The following is a 22663-nucleotide window of genomic DNA, read 5'->3' on the forward strand; positions in this document are numbered from 1 at the left end:
TTCGCTCTCAACTTCTTAGATAGACTTTTATTTAGATAGCAAAAAAAGATGCAAGTACAGCTATTAATAAAACTGTACTTGCATCTTTCATTTAATTAATACCTTTCATCGCTTTCGAAATAATCGGTGAAAGTACTAATATAATAATTCCGACTACAATAGATAAGGTACCTAAGAAGCCAAAGTATGTGAATTCGCTTACAACTTCATAGACCTTAACTAATTGCGCATTAATTGCTTGTGCTGCCGCACTTGTTAAAAACCATAAAGACATCGTTTGTGCTGCGAAGGCCTGTGGTGCCAATTTCGTTGTAGCAGATAGACCAACTGGTGATAATAATAACTCCCCAACAACCACTAAGAAGAATGACAATACTAACCATAAAGGACTCACTAATGTTTCTCCACCAGATAGGTGTGCGGGAATCATCATCACTAAGAATGATAAACCTGCAAAGAACAATGCGTATGAGAACTTACGTGGTGTTGTTGGTTGCTTGTCTCCCCATTTAAGCCATAGCATCGCAAATAATGGTGCCATCGTGATAACAAATAATGGGTTCAATGACTGGAACCATGAAGATTGAAGCTGAATACCACCAATACTTAGCTGTGTACGCTCATCTGCATATGTCGCTAAAATTGTTGCCCCTTGTTCTTGGATAGCCCAGAACATGACCGCTGATAAAAATAAAGGAATATAAGCAAGTAGACGAGACTTTTCATCCTTCGTTGTTTTTTTACTGCGATACATATAAATAAAGAATGCAGTTGGAATTAATACACCTAGGGCCGTAATGATAAAACTGAATACATTCATTGTTAATGTACCTGTTTTAATACCAATAGCACCTAAAATGATAATAAGTAAAGCTGCAATTCCAAATTGTAAAAAGACTTTTTTACGTTCTTCAGGCTTTAATGGGTTATTTACTTGTAAGCCCGCTAAGCCTAAATATTTTTTCTCTGTTAATTTATAGACAATTAAACCAATTAGCATACCCAGACCAGCTAAACCAAAGCCAAGGTGGAAGCTATACTTTTGTCCAATTGTTCCGACAATAAATGGTGCAATGAATGCTCCCATATTAATACCCATATAGAAAATAGAAAAACCTGCATCACGGCGGCTATCTGTTTCAGCATAAATGTCCCCAACAATACTTGAAACGTTTGGTTTTAATAAACCAGTACCCATGACGATAAATGCCATTGAAGCAAATAACATGCTTACACCACCAGGCAATGCTAGCAGTAAGTGACCAATCATAATTAACACGCCACCATAAAAAATGGTTCTTCGTGTTCCTAAAACTCGGTCGGCAATCCATCCACCTATAATACCAGACATATAAACAAGTGAGCCATAGATGGCCATAATAGAGTTTGCTGTTCCGCGGTCTAGACCTAAGCCTCCCTCATGTAATTCATAATACATAAAGAAGATGAGAATTGCTCGCATACCATAGTACGAGAAACGTTCCCAAAATTCTGTGAAAAACAAAGTAAAGAGCCCTTTAGGGTGTCCAACAAAGCCATTTTGAGGGACAGATTTTACAACTTCATCTTTACTAGACATACAATACCCTCTCCCAATTAAAAATTATTCTCTAAAAATATCATTACCCTAAAATAAGGATAAAAAAACTTTGTTTCATCATACTAAAGCGTTTTATAAACTTTAGCAAGAGTTTTAAAAAATGTTGAAAATTTGTCATTTTTCTATAAATTCTGATTGATTATTAGCGAAAATATTAAATCCTTTGATATATCTAAGTTTTCTCACACTTTCTTTCCAAAAAATTAATACATACTCATTGAATTATTCTAAAATATTTAAAATTCAGATTTATTACTTTATTTACAAATTTATACTATTTTATCTACAACCTACGGTACGCCTTTCACTTTGTTCTAGATTCTACTATTCCCTCTAATCATAAAAAGCATGCCAAAAATATTTTGGCATGCTTTGGGAAATCCATTTTATTTAATTAACAACATAGTGTTGATACTTTGCATAGTCTGCTGCTTTTACTTCAAGAGACAATAATGTCCCGTCTTCTTCATAGGCAGTATTAAAAACAGAGGCTTGTTCATTTAAATAAGAAACAACGTTCCCTTGGTCATAAGGTATTAACATGTCACACTTTACATAATGCGAGAAGATGTGTTGACGAATTAACTGTACTAATTCCTCTAAACCAATCCCCTGCTTTGCTGATATCCAAATATTATCTCCACTTACTACAGGATAAGGAACATCCGCTATATCTGCCTTATTGTATACATAGATTGTTGGAATGTCCTCAACACCAACTGCTTTAAGCGTTTCATTTGTCACATTCATCATAAATCCATGCTCAGCATTTGAAACATCCACCACATGAAGTAAAAGATCAGCATCTCGTGCCTCTTCCAAAGTAGAGCGAAATGCCTTCACTAAATGGTGAGGTAATTTACTAACGAAACCTACTGTGTCTGTCAGTAAAAATGTCTTCTTATCAGGTAGTTCAATCTGACGAACAGAAGTTTCAAGGGTAGCAAAAAGCATATCCTTCTCAAAGACTTGCTTGTGCTCTTCTTGTCCTATTTGTGTGAGCAGTTGATTCATAATTGTTGATTTACCTGCATTTGTATAGCCGACAATCGATACAACTGGAAGAGCATTTTTACGACGCTGTTTACGCTGCGTTTCTCGTTGCTCCTTAACGTGCTCAAGATCCTTTTTAATTTTAGCAATTTGATCTTCAATCTTTCGTCGATCCAGTTCCAGCTTTGTTTCACCAGCACCTCGGTTTTTAAAGCCACCTCCAGTACCTCCACCCTGACGACTTAGAGAGGCATGCAAACCTACTAAGCGAGGTAGCATGTATTGAAGCTGTGCTAACTCCACCTGCATTTGTGCTTCACGTGTTTTTGCGCGTCTTCCAAAAATATCTAAAATAAGCATTGTTCGATCAATGACCTTCGTTGCTAAATCACGCTCTAAATTACGGATTTGCGAAGGAGACAATTCATCGTTAAAAATAACAAGATTTGCTTGTGCTTCTTCATAAAAATTTTTGATTTCTTCTATTTTACCTGTACCTACATAATGGGAAGGTGTGACACGTTCCAAATTTTGCGTGACAATCCCTACCACTTCTACATGCAAAGCCTCAGCTAAATTTTGTAACTCTTCCATAGAATAGTCAAAATGCTCATCGTTTCGTAAATTTACGCCAACGAGTATGGCCTTTTCAATTAATACATCAACTTCCTTAATTCTATCCATTAGAAACCTCCCACCAAAGCCTGGTGTCCCTACGACAAATTTTCTTCATCTTACCATAAAATACCCTTTTTCGTATCTGAAGAACATCGTTCACTTTTCTAAAAAAATGCGCCTCAAGGAAAGGCGCATCTCAACTATTTTCTTTCTTCTTTTAGCAATGCTTCTGAGCGTGTGAACTCTTCTTCAATTTCTTTATTTGGTTTATATGTCAGCATACTGACCACAACCGCAACAATTAAACAAACAAGGAAGCCCGGAACAATTTCGTACAACGCACTTGATAAAGCATCTACTTTACCCCAAATAAACGCGGTTACAGCCCCTGTCACCATTCCGCTAAGTGCTCCATAGTTCGTTAACTTTCTCCAATATAAAGAAAGCAAAATAATTGGTCCGAAAGCGGCACCGAATCCTGCCCATGCAAAGCCAACCAAGCTTAAGATGGAGCTATCTGGATTCCATGCTAGGATTGCTGCAATAATTGCAACAACTAATACAGCCATACGTCCAACAAAAACATAATGTTTATCGTCTGCTGTTTTATTAAATAATGCTTTATAAATATCCTCTACAAGCGCTGAAGATGTTACGATTAATTGGGATGAAATTGTACTCATAACAGCTGCTAAAATAGCCGCCAGCATAATACCTGCTATAAACGGATGGAATAAAATCTGTCCAAGTACAATGAATACTGTTTCAGCGTCTTTTAGCTCACCAGCATTTTGCTGATAATAAGCTACACCCACCAAGGCAGTTCCAATAGCTCCAAATAAGCTTAACATCATCCAGCCAATACCAATGCGTCGTGCTTGCTTCGTTTCTTTCACAGAGCTAATCGCCATAAAGCGGACAATGATATGAGGCTGTCCAAAATAACCTAGCCCCCAAGCAACTGAAGAAATAATCCCCGCTGCTGTAGCAGTGGCTGGTAATAAATTCAGAAGATCTGGATTAACGGATTTAATAGATGAAATCGTTTCTCCTATTCCACCTGTTGCAAATAAACCAAATAGCGGTACAGTAATAAGTGCTAAAAACATGATAAGTCCTTGTAAAAAGTCTGTATAACTTACAGCTAAAAATCCACCGAATAATGTATAGGCGACTGTTACACCTGAAACGATTAATAACCCTGTGTGATAATCATAACCAAATGAACTCTCGAAAAACTTGCCTCCTGCTACCATCCCTGACGATACATAAAACGTGAAAAATAATAGGATGATGATACCAGAAGCAATCCTAATTAGCTTCGTATTATCCCGTAATCGGTTATCCAAATAACTTGGAATGGTAATGGAATCATTCGTAACCTGTGTGTATACCCGTAAACGTGGTGCAACAAGTAGCCAGTTTAGGTAAGCCCCTATTGTGAGTCCAATCGCAATCCAAGCTTCCACAAGACCTGATAAAAATATTGCACCTGGTAAGCCCATTAGGAGCCAGCCAGACATATCCGCAGCACCCGCACTTAGCGCCGTAACCGCTGGACCCAAAGAACGACCGCCAAGCATATAATCTGTTAAATTCGATGTTTTAACAAATGCATACCAGCCAATTGCTAGCATGGCGACCATATAAATAATAATTGCTAATAATTGATACATGTTATCCGACATATTTTCTCCTCCTTTTTAATACTTAGTATCACCAATTCAAAAAGAATTACTATATTTAAGATACCATGAATATACAATTCTACCTATAAATACTCGGAATTTTTATTAAATTATTTCCGAATGCCAAAGTAGACATTGTCTATTATAAAATGTGTTAAACTAGTGCCATCTATTACACAATAAAGTAGGCGAAAATGTATGACATTTGAAGAAATGAAAACTCTGCTCACTGAGCAAATTTTGCAACAACAGCTTGTGACTGCTACAATCAGTCAACCACGTATGAAATCAAACGAAGTAAAACGTGTAAAATTAAAACCATTAATGTTAAAGAATCAGTACCATATACAAATTGAATACCAATATGAACGCATTTTAAAACATGAAAATATTCAATTGGCTCATTTTCCTTCCAAGCTTGACGCCTTTTTTGAGGAGTATCGTCAAGCCCATATCGATTTCGTAGATGAAACGGTACATGTGCAATTATCCAAAAAGAATAAAGTCCTTTGGAAATCAGATAAAACGACTTCACCTAAACAAGTCAATTTAGCCCATAATCGTAAAAAAAATCATTTACTTTCAGATAACCAACCCTATCCATTTTTAATTCGACTAGGGGTTCAAACAGAAGAAGGAAAGGTTAAAAAACAAAAGTATGATAAGTTTAAACAAATTAACCGCTTCATTGAATTTATTGATGACGCCTTAACATACTTACCACAGGATCGACAGGTGCGGATTTTAGATTTTGGTTCAGGTAAATCCTACTTAACCTTTGCTTTGTATCATTATTTAAAAATCGAAAAAGGCTTAGACATTCGTGTTACTGGTTTAGATTTAAAAAAAGAGGTTATTGAAGAATGCTCGAGAATAGCACAGGATTTAGGCTATGACCAGCTAGAATTTCTTGTAGGAGATATCAATGATTATAATGATGAAAGCACTGTAGACATGGTGGTGACACTCCATGCATGCGATGTAGCCACAGATATGGCCTTGGCTCGTGCTGTGAAATGGGGCGCAAGTGTCATTCTAAGTGTTCCTTGCTGTCAGCATGAGTTAAATCGTCAACTAAATACGCCTGCTCTAGACATTATGTTGCAACACGGTCTTGTTCGAGAGCGTTTTGCAGCACTTGCCACAGACGCTATTCGAGCTGAAATTTTATCTCTTGTTGGCTACGAGGCACAGCTTTTAGAGTTTATTGATATGGAGAATACACCTAAAAATATTTTAATTCGAGCATATCAAACAGGTAAAAAACCAAATGAAGAGCAACGTGCAAGCTATGATGCCTTCTTAAAATTACTCAATGCAACACCATTTTTAGCTAATGAGTTAAAAGAGTACTTATAATGCACTTCTATCAAAATAAAAGGCGATCCAATGTTGATTGGACCGCCTTTTTATTATAGCTCTTGTCGCAAAGCTTGAATAACATCGATTTTAGTTGCTTTACGTGCTGGGCGGTAGCCTGAAATCATCGCTACGCCAACACTAATGGCCGCTGCAATAATAACTAGTTGCCATGGAATCAGAGAAAATGTAATATCATTTGTTGCGAATGCTTCTTCCCCAGTTGCCGCCTTAAGAATCAATGGTAATGCTGCATTAGCCGCAAAACTGATGGCATATGAGATAATAACTGCAATTAGCGTACCAAAAATACCGATAAATGTACTTTCCATTAAAAACAGCCGTTGAATAAGCTTTGGACTTGCCCCAATTGCCTTTAACACACCAATTTCACGAGTACGCTCTGTGACAGCCATCGTCATTGTATTGAAAATACCAATGGAAGCAATCAACACAGCAATCGTACCTACAAAGATTAAGCCAATTTTTAATACAAGGAAAAATACATTCATTTGATCTAATTGCTCAGTGACTGAATATACGCTATAGCCTCTATCTTTTAATTTCTCTAAAATCGGCTTTACATTTTCTAAAGTATCCGCATAAATGTTAAATTCGGAGTAAAATAGCTCATCCTCTGCCATGTTATTACTTGTAGATAAATTTTCAGCTAATACTGCCTTTTGTACCTTATCCATATGAATAGCATTATCAACCATCCAATCATAAGAAGGTTTCTCCATTATGCCAACAATTGTATAGCTCATTTTTTGCGTTTCATCATTTGTGCCAGTGTGAGGAACTAAGGACAGGTCAATATTTTTTCCAATCAATGATTCCTTATAGCCTTCTTCACTGCCATCATAGTAAGTGCCCTCTGCTTCAGCCTTTTTACTCTTTTCCGCAATGAGATTGCGTTCTGTTTCATTTAATAATGTTTGAGCAAAATGATAGCCTACAACAATTTCATTGGATTTTGTTGGATAGTGCCCTTTTGCAAGCTTTCCATTTACCTGCTCAAAGTCCTGCATATTTGACAATATTAAATTAGAAGTTGTATCACGATCCTCGAAAAATGATTGCGCGGAAGCATTGACACTAATTGTTTCAAGCACTGTTTCTACATGCTCCATTTTTTTAATTTCTTGTACTTGCTCTTCAGTTAATTGCTTATCGCCATATACTTGAATTTTCGTAACGGTTTCGTTTGACAGAATTTCATTGCGTAAAGACTCCTGTAAGCCAAAACCAACGGATGCTAGCACGATTAGAAAGGCACAGCCCATCGTTGCAGCTAGTATCGTCATAAACACACGCAGCTTGTTTTTCTTGATATGCTGTGTTACAAAACCTAGTTGATCCTTAAATAACATGTTAAGCTTCCTCCTTTACAAGTTCTCCATCGTACATGCGGAAGCGTTTATGTGCGATAGTAGCTACTTCTTCATCGTGCGTTATAATGACAAAAGTTAGCCCTAATTCACGATTTAAACTTTGAATGAGCAGTAAGATATCCTGCTCGGTTTCTGAATCGAGACTCCCTGTTGGCTCATCTGCAAGTAATATGGGAGGATTTGTAATAAGGGCTCGTGCAATGCTGACACGCTGTTGCTGTCCACCTGACAATTCATTTGGATAATGGTCTGCTACTTCTGTCAAACCAACCTTGTCCATTAATTTTTTTACTTTTTCTTTGCGCATAGCCTTACGCAAACCCTGTAGCTTTAAAGGTAATTCAATATTTTCGAATGCCGTTAAACCAGGCATCAATTGAAAGTTTTGAAAAATAAAACCGAATTGACGTAAACGGAAGGCAGCACTTTCTGTTTCAGTTAGATGGGCTGTTTCCTTTCCATTTACTTTAATAGAGCCCTGTTCAGCTTTCATAAAACCAGCTAAAACTTGTAATAAAGTCGATTTTCCTGAGCCACTTTTACCTACAATGGCAACAATTTCTCCTTTATTGACCTCAAAGTTCACACCTTTCAATACTGGCACTTGCTTTTCCTTCCCTCGTTTTCCAATTAAAAATGTATGCTGTAAGTTTTCAACTTGAATCATTTGCTAATAAACGCTCCTTTCTCATTCATTTTCATTGTAGAAAACAATTCTTAATAAAGAGAGAGGATAAAAATGAAGATATTCTTAAGAATAAGAAGGTACTCTTTTGGTCTCCAAACGAATTTACATTACCTTTACAATTCAAACTCGCTATTTTTATTTTTATTTATCATTTTTTGCGTCTTTATCTGTACTAATAAGCCACCTTTATAGAAAAATTGCCCATTATAACAAGGTTTTATCTGTACCTATAAAAATAAATACAGCTTGACCATCTCACTTTTTGTGAACGAATTGTATATTACAGGAATGTAAATTTTCGTGTCGAATATAAAATTTTTATGTAGATAAATTAAAGATTTTGTTATGATAGTAAAGTTTAGAGGTCGATTAATTTATTTATATCCAGGAGGATTCGATTCACATGCTTAACTCAAAAAAACAAGACCCTTTCTTTATTACATTGCATAAAATTGCTGAAAATATGAGAGAGGCTGTACATTACGCAAATGATTTTCGTATTAACAGTGTGGCTGACCTAAAAGAGATTAGCATTACAATGAAAAATTACGAAACCGCTGGTGATAAGCTTATTCATGAACTGATTGTAATGTTAAACAAATCATTCATGACACCTATTGAACGTGAGGATATTTTAGAGCTTGCCATTCGTATGGATGATGTTTTAGATGGTACAGAACACTGTATTGCGCACTTTGAAATGTTTTCACTCACTGAGATTGATGAATCTATGCGCATTTTCTTAGGATTTATTTCAAAAAGTGCTGATGAAATAGTCAAAGCGACAGAAGAGTTAAAGAAAAAGAATCTAATTGGCATGCGTCCGCACGCAATTCTTATTAAAGACTATGAACGTGAATGTGATGAGGTACAACGTACTTCTATTAAGAAGTTATTTTTAAATGAAAAGGATCCAATCCGCCTCATTAAATTTAAGGATATTTATGAACAACTTGAAGATATCGCTGATCATTGTCAAAACGTAGCAAATACTATGGAAACAATTATCATGCGTAACGCATAATTAGGAGATGGGCACTTTACAATGAACACAATCATTATATTAACCGTACTGGTCGTCATCTTTGCCCTAACATTTGACTTTATCAATGGCTTCCATGATACAGCAAATGCTATCGCAACTTCGGTTTCTACTAGAGCATTGCCGCCTCGCACGGCAATCATCATGGCCGCAACTATGAACTTTATCGGTGCTATCACCTTTGTTGGGGTTGCGAAAGCTCTAACAAAAGATATTGTAGACCCTTTTGCTTTAAATGCTTTTGAAGGTGACACGACAGGCTCAGTCGTTATTTTAGCTGCATTAATTTCCGCTATCATTTGGAATTTACTGACATGGTATTTCGGTATTCCCTCCAGCTCTTCACACACATTGATTGGGTCTATTGCTGGTGCTGCTATCGCGTCAGCTGGTTTCAATGTGTTAAACTATGGCGGCTTTACTAAAATCATTATGGCGTTAGTGTTTTCACCTTTGCTTGCTATTTGTGCAGGTTTTATTATGATGACACTTTTTAAAATATGGTTTAAAAATTTAAATTTATATCGAACAAATAAAGGTTTCCGCACAATGCAAATTTTCACTGCTGCCATCCAATCATTCACCCATGGTACAAATGATGCGCAAAAAGCAATGGGAATTATGACGATGGCTTTAATCGCTGGTGGCTTGCATACTGGGGATGAAATACCTTTCTGGGTACGTGCTGCGGCAGCAACAGCAATGGGTCTAGGTACCTCAATTGGTGGTTATAAAATCATTAAAACGGTTGGCGGTAAGATTATGAAAATCCGTCCTGTTAATGGTGTTGCGGCAGATTTAGCATCAGCTACTGTTATTTTTGGCGCTACATTAATTCACTTACCAGTATCAACAACACATGTTATTTCTTCATCCATTATGGGTGTTGGTTCAGCACAGCGTGTACGTGGTGTAAACTGGGGTATGGCTCGTAAGATTGTTACTACTTGGGTTATTACAATGCCCATTTCAGCCGTTATGGCATCTGTTATTTATTTTGTATTATCATTATTCTTTTAACAATAAGACTCCCGTCCACAAAATGGATGGGAGTCTTTACTTTGTCACACGACAAAATGTGACACATCCTTTACACTAATTGAAAAGGGGGATGTATAAACAACTATGAAAACTTTTTCAGCTTTTATTACAGCACATGCGAAAGCAATCGTAGCCATATGGCTTATTATTTTTCTAGCGATGGCGTACTTTGCTTTACAGCTTCCAGGCAAACTTCAAGGTGATGGTTTTTTTGTTGAAGCCGATCATACCTATGTTACCAATGAGCTAGCAGAAAAATTTGATCTACCATCTGATACGATTTTGGTTGTCTTTGATCCAGCTAATGATCAGAAAATTGAAGACACGTTAAAAAAATTAAATAGCATAAAAGAGATCCATTCAATCCAATCACCCTTAGAAGACTCCTCTTTACAGAAAGATGGCATTGCCTATGCTATGGTTCATTTAAAAAATGACGTGGAGAACCTCCCTGATATTGTTGAGGAATTCCGTTCATTAATTGAAAAAGACGGTGTTAGTATTACCGGAGGGCCTGTTATTTCTTCTGACATAAATACAGCCAGTCAAAAGGATTTAGCATCAGCTGAAGCCATTGGATTGCCCATTGCCATCGTGATTCTCTTATTAGCTTTTGGTACAGTTGTAGCTTCTATTTTACCCATTATCATTGGTGTTGTAACAGTGGTTACCGCCTTTGGTATCATGACGCTACTTAGTGCGAATGTAAATTTATCTATTTTCGTCTTAAATATTGTCCCAATGCTTGGGCTGGCTTTAAGCATTGATTTTGCGTTGCTGTTTATCAATCGTTACCGAGAAGAACGCGCTCATACTTCTATTGCACAAGCCATTCAAACTGCTATACAGACAGCAGGACGTTCTATCATTTTCTCCGCAGTCTGTGTCATGATTGGCTTAGGTGCGATGATTGTCATTGATGTAGAAATTTTTCATAATATCGCCCTAGGAGGCACTATAGTCGTCCTATTAGCCGTTCTTTCTGGCTTAACATTACTTCCTGCCACAATGATGCTGTTAGGAGATAGACTTAATAAATGGCGCTTAATCCGTGTTAAACCAGGTGGCGCAAATCGTTGGCGCGGCTTTGCAGGTTTTGTCATGAAACATCCGGTAGCTATAGTGATTTCAGCATTATTGTTACTTGGCATTGGTATGATTCCTTTAAAGGATATCCAATTAACGATTCCACAGGTGGACTCCTTACCAACGAAATATGATGCACGTGCAGCATACGATAAATTAGATGAAACATTTGGACTAGGTGAATCCTCTACATTATATTTATTGGCTGAACGAAAAGATGGCTGGGAGGATACTGAAGGTAGAGAGCTAATTTATTCTATTCAAGAAAAGCTATTAAAGGACCCGTTAGTGACTAATGTTTCAACTATATATACAGCAGCTAACATTCAAACACCTGAGGAGCTTTCTGCTTCTTTAGCTATTCCACAGGTTGCAGAACAATTAGAACCTGTTATTAATTCCTTCTCGAAGGATACCCAGCTATTTGTCCCAATCACAATTGATGCAGCAGGTTCTTCCTCTACAGCTCAAAAATTTGCTCGAACATGGATGGACAAAGACCTAGGCGTGGATTTTGCACTTGGAGGGCCAGCTAAATTCAACCAAGAAATCTTTGATGAAATTGCTAATAAAATTGTTTTGGCTATAGCGATTATTATCGTATCCACATTCTTTATTTTAATGTTGGCATTCCGTTCTATCTTAATTCCGTTAAAGGCGATCATTATGAACATTATTGGGCTTTCATCTGCATTCGGTATACTCGTTTATATTTTCCAATATGGACATTTTGGTATAGAAGCAGGCTCCATTGTACTGATCATTCCAGTTATTGTTTTTTGTCTTGTATTTGGCTTAAGTATGGACTACGAAGTCTTTTTAATTTCTCGTATCCAAGAGGAATATTTAAAGGGCTCCGACAATACGCGCGCAACAATTGATGGACTGACCTCCACAAGCCGTATTATTACATCGGCAGCGCTTATCATGATTGTTATTACAGGTGCATTTGCCTTTACTGATGTGATGCCTGTGAAGCAAATTGGTTTGGGTATCGCCATTGCTGTTGCTATTGATGCAACGATTATTCGTCTTATGCTTGTACCTAGTCTTATGAAGCTATTTGGCGATTGGAACTGGTGGCTACCATTCTCGAAGAAAAGTAGATAACATAATGAAAATCCGCCTCCTTGATAAAAGGAAGCGGATATTTCAATTAAGCGTAGATGCTGTTATACCATTCTTTTGCTGCTTGTACTTCAGGCATTGTTAGTTGATGACCAAAATTAAACCATTTCGTCGTTACCGTTGCGCCTGCCGAACTTAAAAGTGTTTCTAAATCCTCAGATTCCTGTGCTGTACACATCGGATCATTCGAGCCCGCACCGATAAACACAGGTGTTGAAGAAAGTTGCGGTAATTCGATACCACGTCTTGGTACCATTGGATGGTGTAAAATAGCTCCTGCTAACGCATCGTCATAATGGAATAATAAGCTTGCTGCAATATTAGCACCATTCGAATAACCTATTGCTACAATTCGTTGGCGATCAAAGCCATATTGCTGTGCTGACGTCTGTAAAAATTCATGAAGCTCCTTTGTACGAAAAATTAAATCTTCAATATCAAAGACACCTTCCGCTAATCGGCGAAAAAATCGTGGCATTCCATGCTCAAGTACATTCCCACGAACACTTAAAATATTAGCTGTTTCATCTATTTCTTTTGCCAGCCCAATAAGACTTTCTTCATTACCACCTGTACCATGTAGCAATAATAATGTCGGTTTCGTTTCGTCTGTTCCTTTATAATAAATATGTTGCACTGACAGTCACCTCTCAATTATCTTGAATTCGAGATAATTGTAGCCTGTGGCAAAATTAAATTCAAGCTCTTTGACTTATTAATTTCACGATTTTCACTATTTGGCTGCTCTTCGTGGTTTTTATAAAAATTAGTAATGGTATAAACTGAAAATAAACATGCCGCAATGACAACAACAATAACAATTCCCACTAATTTTTTTCCGTTCATCTATCATGATCCCCCGTATTTCTTATTTCTTTGTACGAAAGCCTTCTTCGAGTAAATATTCCTTCGCAGCCTCATACGTACCAAATGCCTCTTCAAGATTGTCTCCATGATACACATTCCAAGAACGTTGCTCAAAAGCTAGCTGTAATTGACTACCATCTCGGCTATGCCAAATCTCTACAATCGGCTCCTGCTCTTCTACTTCTTCAGATAAATATTGGATAGCGTCTTCAATAATTTCACGAAGTTGTTGTTCATCATAATCACGGATATTTACTAATCCTTTATCATTAGCTTCGTTCTCGTAGCGCAATAAATCTCCAACAAAGACAAAGCCATTGCCATTTGGGTGTAATTTTTCAACTACAATCGTCTTTTCGTAAAGACTATCCATATAGTGATAATTTAGGCGCTTTAAAGAAATTTCCTTTTTTGTTAGCTCAGAAAACGATTCAATAATCGCTTGTTTTTGTTCAAATGTTAGCATATAAAAAATGCTCCTTTTCTTTACAATCTATCTAACAGTATAACTCATTTTTTCCTATTATATCGTGTCGTTTCTAAATCATTTTTGCGCAAGAAAATAGGACAAGCTAATATTATAGCTTATCCTATTTAAGCTTATGAGGTTTGATTAAATATTTTTTCACGTGTGAATTTTATCACCTGTGCTACATACAATTCCCGATAAGGAACAAATTGTGCGGTACCGACTGGTCTGACAATTCTCACACGTTGACCATCAGGGAAATATTCATACCCTTCAATATTCAGTGTCGTCGTTTCTCCTAAAAAGAAAGCCTCCGCCTCATTTAGCCTCGCTCTTACTACGCCTGATACTTCCTCATACTGTAAAGCAAAGGAATCCCAATCATGCTTGAAAGGGTATATGTAGACATGGCAAAATTCATTGTCAATCATATTTTCAGAAACGATACTACAAGAGGTCATGCCCATTTTAACAACTTCATGGACATCAATATTGAGGCCCAATTCTTCTTTCACTTCTCGAATACCTGACTCTACTGTCTCAATTGCTAAAAGATGTCCTGCTGCCGTAATATCGAGTAACCCCGGATAATCCTTTTTCTGTGAACTGCGTACTTGAAAATAAATATAGTCCTCATTGACAAGCCAGCAATGGAAAGTCTCATGCCAAAGCCCTTTTTCATGCACTTCTGCTCTCGTAGCTGTCCCAATTTGCTCATGCTGTTCATTAAATACCTTTACAATTTCTTGTTCCATTGTTTCGACTCCTATACTGACTTCGTCGCTTTTTTCTTAATCGCATTACGTTGATCATAAATATTGGATACGATAACCTTTAAGACTGCATAAAATGGCACAGCGATAATAATACCAATAAAACCTGCTATATTACCTGCCGCTAAAATAATTGTAATAACGGTAAGCGGATGAATATCAAGAGATTTCCCCATGACATTAGGTGTAATAAAGTTGCTGTCTATTTGCTGCGCAACTAGCGTCACAACGGATACCCAAACCACTAAAATCGGATCTTGAATAACGGCCACAATCAGAGCTGGCGCAAAGGCAATCCAAGGCCCGATAAACGGAATCATATTCATAAAGAATGCAAAAATCACTAGCAATAACGAGTAGTCCAATCCGATAATTAAATAGCCTACATACATTATAAGTGCTAATAAAAAACTAATTTGCAGTTGGCCCTGAATATAAGTACGTAATACATCATCAATTTCACTTAACGTTTTCTTTACCCATTGCTGACGTTCACCACTGAAGTATTTATAGATGGATGGAGCAAACTTCTCATGATCCTTCAGCATAAAAATAAAGAAGAATGGGATTAAAATGGCTAATAACGACACAGATACAATGGATTGTAAAAAGGCCACAAATCCTTTACTCGTCACTACTGCAATATCTTGTACCGAATTCGCCATTTTTTTGATAACATCATTTAATTGCTGGGGGAAGTTATCCTTATTTTGCGTTACATAGTCTGTTAGTTGCTGAATGCTCGTACTAATACTTGTACTAATCATAGGGGCATTCTTCACTAATTTATTGACCTGCTCGGCAATCGGGTTACCAATAATCCAGCCAAAAACGCCTACCATTGCTATTAGTCCGAACAAAATCGTCAATATACTTCCCCATCTAGGAAACCTACGTTTTTCTAAAAACCTCTGAATCGGCTCAGTCACATAATAGAGAACACCACCAAGTAGTAAAGGCACAAAAATGGCTTTTAATATGATGACAAGTGGTGAAAAAATCCAATGAATTTCTATAAAATATTTAATGATTAGTAGTGTAAGTAGTATCCCTACCCCTACTTGAAACCAAACTTTCCTCGTCACTTTCATTCACTTCCTTTAATTGCAGTTACTGAAAATACTACTGATATATTAACCATTTCGCAAGTATCCTAGTATTTTTTTACAGAACTCCTCTGACAAACTAAAAAATTCGCTCACTTCCACAATAGTTATCGTGGAAGTGAAACGAATTTAAGTAATCAATTATAGAGAAGAATCATCTATTGAATTTAAGAATGCCTCAATTTCTCCTATAACCGATTCAACACAGCCATCCTCAAATGGTGAGATTAAGCCTGCCTCTTTTACAAGCTTTGTAAAGGACATGGAGCCACCTAAACCACAAAGGTGGATATAGTCTTTCCAAGCTGCTTCAAATTCTTCACGTGAACGTTTCCAGAACTGGAAGGCACAGATTTGTGCTAACGTGTAATCGATATAGTAGAACGGGCTTGCATAAATGTGAGCTTGACGTTGCCAAATGCCCCCAGCCTCTAAGTAGCTGTTATGATCATAGTCACGGTGTGGTAAATATGTTTCCTCAATTTTTTTCCATGCAGCTTTACGTTCAGCAGGTGTCATTGTTGGATTTTCATAAATAACATGCTGGAACTCATCTACTGCCACACCATATGGTAAGAATAGAAGACCGCTACTTAAATGTGTAAATTTATATTTCTCTGTATCACCTTCAAAGAACAGCTCCATCCAAGGCCATGTGAAGAATTCCATACTCATCGAGTGAATTTCACAAGATTCGTAGGTTGGCCATAAATACTCAGGAATGCCAATGTCACGGCTTGAATAAACTTGGAAAGCATGTCCAGCTTCATGTGTTAATACATCGATGTCACCTGAAGTACCATTAAAGTTTGAGAAAATGAATGGGGAATGATAGTTTTCAATAAACGTACAATAACCGCCACTTTCTTTCCCTTTCTTCGCTACTAGATCCATTAAGTCATGATCAATCATGAAATTGAAGAATTCTCCTGTTTCAGGTGAGAGCTCCTCATACATTTTTTTACCGTTTGCTACAATCCACTCTGGATTCCCTTTTGGTGTAGCATTACCTGATAAGAAGTTAAGTGCTTCATCATAAAATTTAAAATCTTCAATGCCAATTCGCTTTGCCTGACGCTCGTATAGCTTTGTTGCAACAGGCACAATTAAATCACGAACCTGATCACGGAATTTTTTAACCATATCAGCATTGTAATCAATACGATTCATACGAATATAGCCTAGTTCAACATAGTTGTTATAGCCAAGTTTAATCGCAATTTCATGGCGTACCTTGACAAGTTCGTCATATAAACGATCGAATTCATCTTCATGCTTTGCAAAGAAGCCAAAACGAGCATCCGTTGCTGCCTTACGTGTTTCTCGATCAGTTGACTCTGCAAACGGACCAAGTTGAGCAAGCGTTAATGTCTCCCCATTAAAGTCAATTTGTGCAGAAGCAACAAGCTTATTGTACTCAGAAACAAGTCTGTTTTCTTTTTGCATCAGATCAATAACTGCCGGTGAGAAGCCTTTAATTTGATAAGTTGCTAGATCAAATAATTGTTGGCCCCATTTTTCTTCTAATTGTTCACGGAACGGTGAATCAATTAATGCTTTATAGTATTCTGTCGTGACTTCTTCTAGCTCAGGACCTACTTCATCGAAATAATCACGTTCTGCTTGATAAAATTCATCGTTCGTATCGATTGAAGCACGAATGTATACTAAATTAGCCATTGTCGCAAAGTCATTACTAATTGCATTGTGCTTTTCAATGATATTACTTTGCTCGTCCATCGACTGTGCTTGTTTAAATTGCTCAATGAGTGCTAATTGTTGCTCTTTCATCGATGCCACATTTGGACGGCTGTATTCATATTCTTTAAACGTTGTCATTAAAGTCCCCTCTTTCTGTCCTATACCCCGTAATATTTCTATTATATGCCAAATAGAATCTATTAAGAAACAATTATCTCTATTCTGTTGTGATGATTTTTTTGTGAGAAAGAAGCTGTTCCTTAATCAAAGGCGTTATTGTTTTAATAGCCCACAATATATGTTTTTAATAACGCAGCTCTTTCTCTTATTCTTAATTTCGCTTCTACTGATTTTGGTGTTTTTGCTGATAGGACATCTACTTCAAACTTTAAAGTTTCAGCAAGATATTTTGCACGTTTCAAATGAAAGTCATTAGAAACGATGGTAATTTTTTTTGTATCTTTTGGTAATAATTCTTTAGAGAATACTAAATTTTCATAAGTAGATGTAGATTGATCCTCTATGATAATTCTTGTAGCATCGATGCCATGCTGTTCCAAATAGTCTTGCATTACAGATGCCTCTGTTCGATCTTCATCAGGGCCTTGTCCACCTGACACAATGACCTTAACATGTGGGTATTTTGTTAAGTATGGAACAGCCACCTCTAATCTACTTTTTAATGAAAGCGATGGCACCCCACCTGGCTTTACTTTTGCCCCCAATATAATCAAATAATCAGCTGAACCGTTGGCATTAGGTTCTACACCCTGATCTATTTCTTTTCCCAACCAAATATAAAGAACGATTCCTATACCGACTAGAATAACACCAATTGTCATCAACCACCTTCTCACAAATCATTCCTCCTTTACCTTTTATTAACGAGGATAAAAAGAAAAGGATGCTTGTTGACCAAGCACCCTGAACGATTATCTCAATATAAACCGTTTAATAGACTCCTGTAAGGCTGATATTTCATCGGTTAAATCATTGGAAGATTCGCTAACGAGTTGAATCGCTCGCTGTTGCTCATCTACAGATGCTGTTACCTCTTCAGACGCAGCAGCATTCTTTTCACTAATCATCGCAATGCTTTCAATCGATTGCATAATATCATTTTTGGAGCTATTTAAATATTCAACACTCTCTGTCGTATCTCCTATGATAGCTATTATTTTTTCAACAGCCAATTTAATTTCTTTAAAGGATGATTCTGTTACCACGACAGAATCGTTTTGTTGACGTACAATGATATGGGTTTTCTGCATTTCATCATTGACTAAGTTTGTTTCACTTTCAATGCCCTTTAGCGTCGTGCGTACTAGCTCAGTCGCTACAGATGTTTGATCAGCAAGTTTACGTACTTCTTCCGCAACAACTGCGAATCCCTTACCATGCTCACCCGCTCTTGCTGCTTCAATAGAGGCGTTAAGTGCAAGTAAATTCGTTTGATCTGAAATCTCCGTAATTGTCCCCACGATGCCTTCAATTTCACGCACCTTGACAATTAAGCTACCAAACACAGACTGAATATTCTGAATAAGATTTGAAGACTCCCGTGATTTATCCTTTAAGCTGTCTAGATTAACTAGGCCTTCTTCATTTGATTTTTTCATATGCTGTGATGCATCCGACATTAATTCATTTTTATCATGCAAACCTTCAATTTGCTGCGCAAACTCGATAGCTGTTCGGTTTGTATCCTCTGCATCAGATGCTTGCTTGACTGCACCTTTGGATACTTCATTAATTGCTTTGACGATTTCATCACCATAGGCATTTGTCTCTTCAGCTACTGCAGTTAAATTCGCTGATGTCGATTGTATTTCTACAATTGCTTCCTCCACATCTGAAATGAGCGTTTTGAGTTGATTTACCATTTCATTAAAGCCCTCATTTAACTGTCCAATTTCATCTGAACGCTGTAAGTGCTCAATATCTACTGTTAAATTTCCCTTCGCTACTTCGCGCACGCGTTTTGATAATTTCTGAACTGGTAATGCCAGATGTCTTGATACTAGAATGACAACAATCGTTCCAATAATGATGGCACCAACTAATGTCAGACCAATTACTAACAATAAAGAATTTGCCTCTGCATTAAAATCCTGCATGTATGTACCTGATGCAATAATCCATCCCCAGTGTGGATCTTTCTCAGAATAAATAATTTTATCTGCTAAGACATCCTGACCTGGTAGTTCAAATTCATATTGTGTAAAACCACCACCATCAAGTGCCTTTTCAGTTACTTCTCGAATAAAGTAATTCCCACTACTATCTTGATCGTTCCAAAGATTATCCCCTTCTCGAGTTGGATGTGTTGTTAATGTTCCCTTATCATCCAATACGTAGATATAGCCATATTCCCCTAAATCACCAGGATAATTAATAGGCCGTTTTCCATCACTACCTTTCGGACCAAGAAACGCTTCACGTACTCGTTCCTGTGCAACTGCTAAAGGAACGTCACCTTTTTCAACACTCTCATTTGCAAGCTCGATTAATTGCAAAGCGGATTCAACACTATTGTAAAGAACCTGCTCCCCTATATCCTCCATACCATTCTTCGCCTTACCATAACTAACTATACCAATAATTAAACTTGGAATAATTAGTAGTGCTAATGATATAATAATCAATTTCCCCTGTATTGAACGTAAAAACCTCATACTTTAACCCCCTTATTTTCTTCGTTCAACAATATATTACTTTATATTATGTTATGGTTTGAAAGTTTTCACAATGGGTAAAGCACAAATTATTTTCTAATTTCCCTTAATCTGGTTCATTTCAATACTTTTATGCTAACCACTAGTAATATTTTAATGGTCAAAAATTTTAAAAACTATTTTTCCACAAGGCGTACGCTTATAGAAAAATAGTTTTAAGATTATCATAATTTAAATGTATTAATCGTTTCTATAACCTCTTTCGTTGTTTGATCTAATATTGTTACAACTTCATTTAATTCAGAAACCATAGATACTTGTAAATCGGAGGCAGTTGCTACTTCCTTTGTTCCTAGTACACTATGCTTCGCAATAGCATTCATCTGCTCAGTAGTAGCTAATACTTCCTCAGAGCCTGCTGACATTTCTTCAATCACAGCAGAATCATCTTGAATTTTATTATTCACCTCAAGAACAGACTGCAATATTTTCTCTAGACTTACACCTATATGTTGTACTGCTTTATTGCCTGCTTGTACATCTATCGTACTGCTAGACATCTCTTGTAACGCTCGATCAGTTATCTTCTTAAAGCTTTCTAAATGCATGTGTATTTCGTCAGCTGATGCTTTAGACATCTCTGCAAGCTTACGCACTTCATCCGCTACGACTGCAAATCCTTTTCCAGCTTCTCCTGCTCTTGCTGCTTCAATCGCAGCATTTAAAGCAAGTAAGTTTGTTTGATCCGCAATGCTCGTAATGATCGTCACCATCTCTTCAATCGATTGGAACTTTTCACCCATTTCCTCGACATGATTAGCCGTTCGTAAAACAGAAGATTCCACATTCTGAATTTGAGAGACAACTTCTTGAGAATGACTAACACTTGTTTCAACCAACCCTGTCATAGCTGATGATGACTCTGCAATTTCTGAAGTTGTATCAGCTAGTCGTTGAATACCAATCGACATCTCATCCATAGTCAATACAACCTCTTGATTGTTTTGCTGCTGTTGCTCACTACCAGCGGCGATTTCGATAATCCGATCAGCAATTTGAGCGTTTGATGCTTCCACATGTTGAGAAGTCTCATCAATTTTTTGAACAACATTTTGTAAGGCAAATGTGCGTTGTTGAATCGTATGGAATGTTTCTTTTAATTTTTGTAGTGATTCTCTAAAAGATTGTGCAAATATAGTAATTTCATTTGTTCCTTTTAACTGTATTTTCTCTACTTCTATCGTTGCCTTAGCAATATCCCCTTGAGCAAAACTTTGCGCTGCAATCCCTAAGTGGGCTAAAGGTTTTAATGCTCCATTTATATAACGATACAGGATAAACATAACAATACCTGTTAAAGCTAATATGACAACAATTAAAGCAGGTAAAATGGCTGTTAATACTGCATTCGCAACACTACTTACCTCTGTTGCTTCTATATCAACCCCAACAAAGGCAACGATATTCCCTGCCACATCCTTTAATGGAACAGTACCAGATAAATAATCTCCAAAATCACTATGTAAAATATCGGAGTAGTAACTTCCTGTATTTTTTACTTTTTCAATATCTTTGTAGTATGTGGAAGAAGACTCGTCTCCTATAGCTCCAGCATTTTCTTGGTCATCTACTGGCATACCGTCCACTAAAAACCGTACCTTTTTATCTTCCTGTGGTACTGCGAAAGTATAGGCATAGAGAACACCATTTATTTCACGTAATTCGTTGAGCTCTTCCCGAAGTCGCCAATATAACTCAGATTCTTTTGGTTCCTTTGAGAGTTGCTCATATTCAGCTGCATTTAAATGTTTTGCAATATTCTCGGCAACTGCAACTGCCTGCGTTCCCATTGTTTTATTAACAGAGGATTTTGCTGTATAAATTGTTGTTATAATGAAAAAAGTTAACAAAGCCACTAACATTACCAATGACATTAACACTATTTTATTGCTTAATTTGCCTGTCGCTCGCATACTTTCCTCCTTTAATATACTGATATATTAATATCTTAATAGTACATATTGTACTATTCATAGTGTTGAAAAACAAAACAGTCAATTGAAAGGTAGAAATGGATTTCCGTTGCAGGCTACTTGCTTTCCTGTGGGCGAGCGCCGAATCGCTTCCTCCGCTACCGCTCCGTGCAGGGCTTCGCCTGTCTCGCTATCCCACGGGAGTCAAGTAGCCTTCCACTTCAACCCACTGACTTTTTAGCAAAGGTTTTCAAATAAAGTGAAAGTGTTTACTACTCTTTATAGAGGGGTGTTGTCACGCTTCACTTCTCCACATTGAAAATAAGAGCTCATCCCCTCTAAGAATACAGTTAATGGGCGATTTGATCGCGATGCTACTATGAAAAAAAGTAAAGACACTTTGCAGCATGGTTGATTGGAGTGGAGCCAGCGTCACTCCTAGGGGATTTAGCGTCACAGAGG

General features: G+C 37.1%; 18 protein-coding genes. 4 read left to right on the forward strand and 14 right to left on the reverse strand.

Annotated features, from left to right (window positions below; all coding sequences use genetic code 11):
• Positions 1–91 precede the first annotated feature (91 nt).
• From MHB40_RS23050 to putP, 3 genes are all read right to left on the reverse strand, one after another.
• Positions 92–1579: a peptide MFS transporter gene (locus MHB40_RS23050; protein WP_205445945.1), complete on the reverse strand. Its 1488-nt coding sequence runs from the start codon at positions 1577–1579 to the stop codon at positions 92–94.
• Positions 1580–1990: 411 nt separating this feature from the next.
• Positions 1991–3277 carry a GTPase HflX gene (hflX, locus tag MHB40_RS23055; RefSeq protein ID WP_342441836.1) on the reverse strand — a complete coding sequence of 429 codons (1287 nt, stop codon included), beginning with the start codon at positions 3275–3277 and terminating at the stop codon, positions 1991–1993.
• A gap of 134 nt (positions 3278–3411) precedes the next feature.
• Positions 3412–4899 (reverse strand): sodium/proline symporter PutP, encoded by a 1488-nt coding sequence (gene putP, locus MHB40_RS23060; RefSeq protein ID WP_342533520.1) that lies wholly within the window; start codon positions 4897–4899, stop codon positions 3412–3414.
• Between the two features lie 198 nt (positions 4900–5097).
• On the opposite strand from putP, the gene MHB40_RS23065 reads away from it, so the two are divergent.
• Positions 5098–6258 (forward strand): SAM-dependent methyltransferase, encoded by a 1161-nt coding sequence (locus MHB40_RS23065; RefSeq protein ID WP_342533521.1) that lies wholly within the window; start codon positions 5098–5100, stop codon positions 6256–6258.
• Positions 6259–6311: 53 nt separating this feature from the next.
• Here MHB40_RS23065 and MHB40_RS23070 read toward each other — a convergent pair whose 3' ends face one another.
• Complete coding sequence (locus MHB40_RS23070) at positions 6312–7631, reverse strand: FtsX-like permease family protein (protein ID WP_342533522.1); 1320 nt, start codon at positions 7629–7631, stop codon at positions 6312–6314.
• A 1-nt stretch (position 7632) separates the two neighbouring features.
• A complete protein-coding gene (locus MHB40_RS23075) occupies positions 7633–8319 on the reverse strand; it encodes an ABC transporter ATP-binding protein (protein ID WP_342441840.1) in 687 nt (228 codons plus the stop codon).
• Positions 8320–8743: 424 nt separating this feature from the next.
• Here MHB40_RS23075 and MHB40_RS23080 point away from each other — a divergent pair, with 424 nt between their 5' ends.
• From MHB40_RS23080 to MHB40_RS23090, 3 genes are all read left to right on the forward strand, one after another.
• Positions 8744–9364, forward strand: coding sequence for a DUF47 domain-containing protein (locus tag MHB40_RS23080; RefSeq protein WP_205445951.1), 621 nt, complete (start codon positions 8744–8746; stop codon positions 9362–9364).
• A 21-nt stretch (positions 9365–9385) separates the two neighbouring features.
• Positions 9386–10402, forward strand: coding sequence for an inorganic phosphate transporter (locus MHB40_RS23085; RefSeq protein WP_205445952.1), 1017 nt, complete (start codon positions 9386–9388; stop codon positions 10400–10402).
• 105 nt (positions 10403–10507) lie between these two features.
• Complete coding sequence (locus MHB40_RS23090; protein WP_342533523.1) at positions 10508–12619, forward strand: MMPL family transporter; 2112 nt, start codon at positions 10508–10510, stop codon at positions 12617–12619.
• 46 nt (positions 12620–12665) lie between these two features.
• Here MHB40_RS23090 and MHB40_RS23095 read toward each other — a convergent pair whose 3' ends face one another.
• The 9 genes from MHB40_RS23095 to MHB40_RS23135 form a co-directional block, all read right to left on the reverse strand.
• Positions 12666–13274, reverse strand: coding sequence for an alpha/beta hydrolase (locus MHB40_RS23095; protein ID WP_342533524.1), 609 nt, complete (start codon positions 13272–13274; stop codon positions 12666–12668).
• A gap of 17 nt (positions 13275–13291) precedes the next feature.
• Positions 13292–13483: a hypothetical protein gene (locus tag MHB40_RS23100; protein WP_205445955.1), complete on the reverse strand. Its 192-nt coding sequence runs from the start codon at positions 13481–13483 to the stop codon at positions 13292–13294.
• Positions 13484–13505: 22 nt separating this feature from the next.
• Positions 13506–13970 carry a hypothetical protein gene (locus MHB40_RS23105; protein WP_004231915.1) on the reverse strand — a complete coding sequence of 155 codons (465 nt, stop codon included), beginning with the start codon at positions 13968–13970 and terminating at the stop codon, positions 13506–13508.
• 134 nt (positions 13971–14104) lie between these two features.
• Entirely contained in the window at positions 14105–14728 is a 624-nt protein-coding gene (locus MHB40_RS23110) for an NUDIX domain-containing protein (RefSeq protein ID WP_036079462.1), read from the reverse strand.
• A gap of 11 nt (positions 14729–14739) precedes the next feature.
• Positions 14740–15837 (reverse strand): AI-2E family transporter, encoded by a 1098-nt coding sequence (locus MHB40_RS23115; protein WP_205445957.1) that lies wholly within the window; start codon positions 15835–15837, stop codon positions 14740–14742.
• 156 nt (positions 15838–15993) lie between these two features.
• Entirely contained in the window at positions 15994–17691 is a 1698-nt protein-coding gene (locus MHB40_RS23120; RefSeq protein WP_342441844.1) for a M3 family oligoendopeptidase, read from the reverse strand.
• A 143-nt stretch (positions 17692–17834) separates the two neighbouring features.
• Entirely contained in the window at positions 17835–18395 is a 561-nt protein-coding gene (locus tag MHB40_RS23125) for a YdcF family protein (RefSeq protein WP_342534812.1), read from the reverse strand.
• Between the two features lie 90 nt (positions 18396–18485).
• Positions 18486–20228 carry a methyl-accepting chemotaxis protein gene (locus tag MHB40_RS23130; RefSeq protein ID WP_342533525.1) on the reverse strand — a complete coding sequence of 581 codons (1743 nt, stop codon included), beginning with the start codon at positions 20226–20228 and terminating at the stop codon, positions 18486–18488.
• A gap of 224 nt (positions 20229–20452) precedes the next feature.
• On the reverse strand, positions 20453–22201 hold the full coding sequence (locus tag MHB40_RS23135; protein WP_342533526.1) for a methyl-accepting chemotaxis protein: 1749 nt from the start codon (positions 22199–22201) through the stop codon (positions 20453–20455).
• Positions 22202–22663: the final 462 nt, after the last annotated feature.

Origin of the sequence: Lysinibacillus sp. FSL K6-0057 (assembly GCF_038630885.1) — a bacterium.
In the GTDB taxonomy this organism is placed as follows: domain Bacteria; phylum Bacillota; class Bacilli; order Bacillales_A; family Planococcaceae; genus Lysinibacillus; species Lysinibacillus fusiformis_F.

Coding starts and splice junctions, on each gene's coding strand:
- MHB40_RS23105 (WP_004231915.1), bottom strand. CDS start 13,970: ATGCTAACATTTGAACAAAAACAAGCGATTATTGAATCGTTTTCTGAG.
- MHB40_RS23125 (WP_342534812.1), bottom strand. CDS start 18,395: ATGACAATTGGTGTTATTCTAGTCGGTATAGGAATCGTTCTTTATATT.
- MHB40_RS23130 (WP_342533525.1), bottom strand. CDS start 20,228: ATGAGGTTTTTACGTTCAATACAGGGGAAATTGATTATTATATCATTA.
- MHB40_RS23050 (WP_205445945.1), bottom strand. CDS start 1,579: ATGTCTAGTAAAGATGAAGTTGTAAAATCTGTCCCTCAAAATGGCTTT.
- putP (WP_342533520.1), bottom strand. CDS start 4,899: ATGTCGGATAACATGTATCAATTATTAGCAATTATTATTTATATGGTC.
- MHB40_RS23070 (WP_342533522.1), bottom strand. CDS start 7,631: ATGTTATTTAAGGATCAACTAGGTTTTGTAACACAGCATATCAAGAAA.
- MHB40_RS23110 (WP_036079462.1), bottom strand. CDS start 14,728: ATGGAACAAGAAATTGTAAAGGTATTTAATGAACAGCATGAGCAAATT.
- MHB40_RS23100 (WP_205445955.1), bottom strand. CDS start 13,483: ATGAACGGAAAAAAATTAGTGGGAATTGTTATTGTTGTTGTCATTGCG.
- MHB40_RS23080 (WP_205445951.1), top strand. CDS start 8,744: ATGCTTAACTCAAAAAAACAAGACCCTTTCTTTATTACATTGCATAAA.
- MHB40_RS23075 (WP_342441840.1), bottom strand. CDS start 8,319: ATGATTCAAGTTGAAAACTTACAGCATACATTTTTAATTGGAAAACGA.
- hflX (WP_342441836.1), bottom strand. CDS start 3,277: ATGGATAGAATTAAGGAAGTTGATGTATTAATTGAAAAGGCCATACTC.
- MHB40_RS23085 (WP_205445952.1), top strand. CDS start 9,386: ATGAACACAATCATTATATTAACCGTACTGGTCGTCATCTTTGCCCTA.
- MHB40_RS23115 (WP_205445957.1), bottom strand. CDS start 15,837: ATGAAAGTGACGAGGAAAGTTTGGTTTCAAGTAGGGGTAGGGATACTA.
- MHB40_RS23065 (WP_342533521.1), top strand. CDS start 5,098: ATGACATTTGAAGAAATGAAAACTCTGCTCACTGAGCAAATTTTGCAA.
- MHB40_RS23120 (WP_342441844.1), bottom strand. CDS start 17,691: ATGACAACGTTTAAAGAATATGAATACAGCCGTCCAAATGTGGCATCG.
- MHB40_RS23135 (WP_342533526.1), bottom strand. CDS start 22,201: ATGCGAGCGACAGGCAAATTAAGCAATAAAATAGTGTTAATGTCATTG.
- MHB40_RS23090 (WP_342533523.1), top strand. CDS start 10,508: ATGAAAACTTTTTCAGCTTTTATTACAGCACATGCGAAAGCAATCGTA.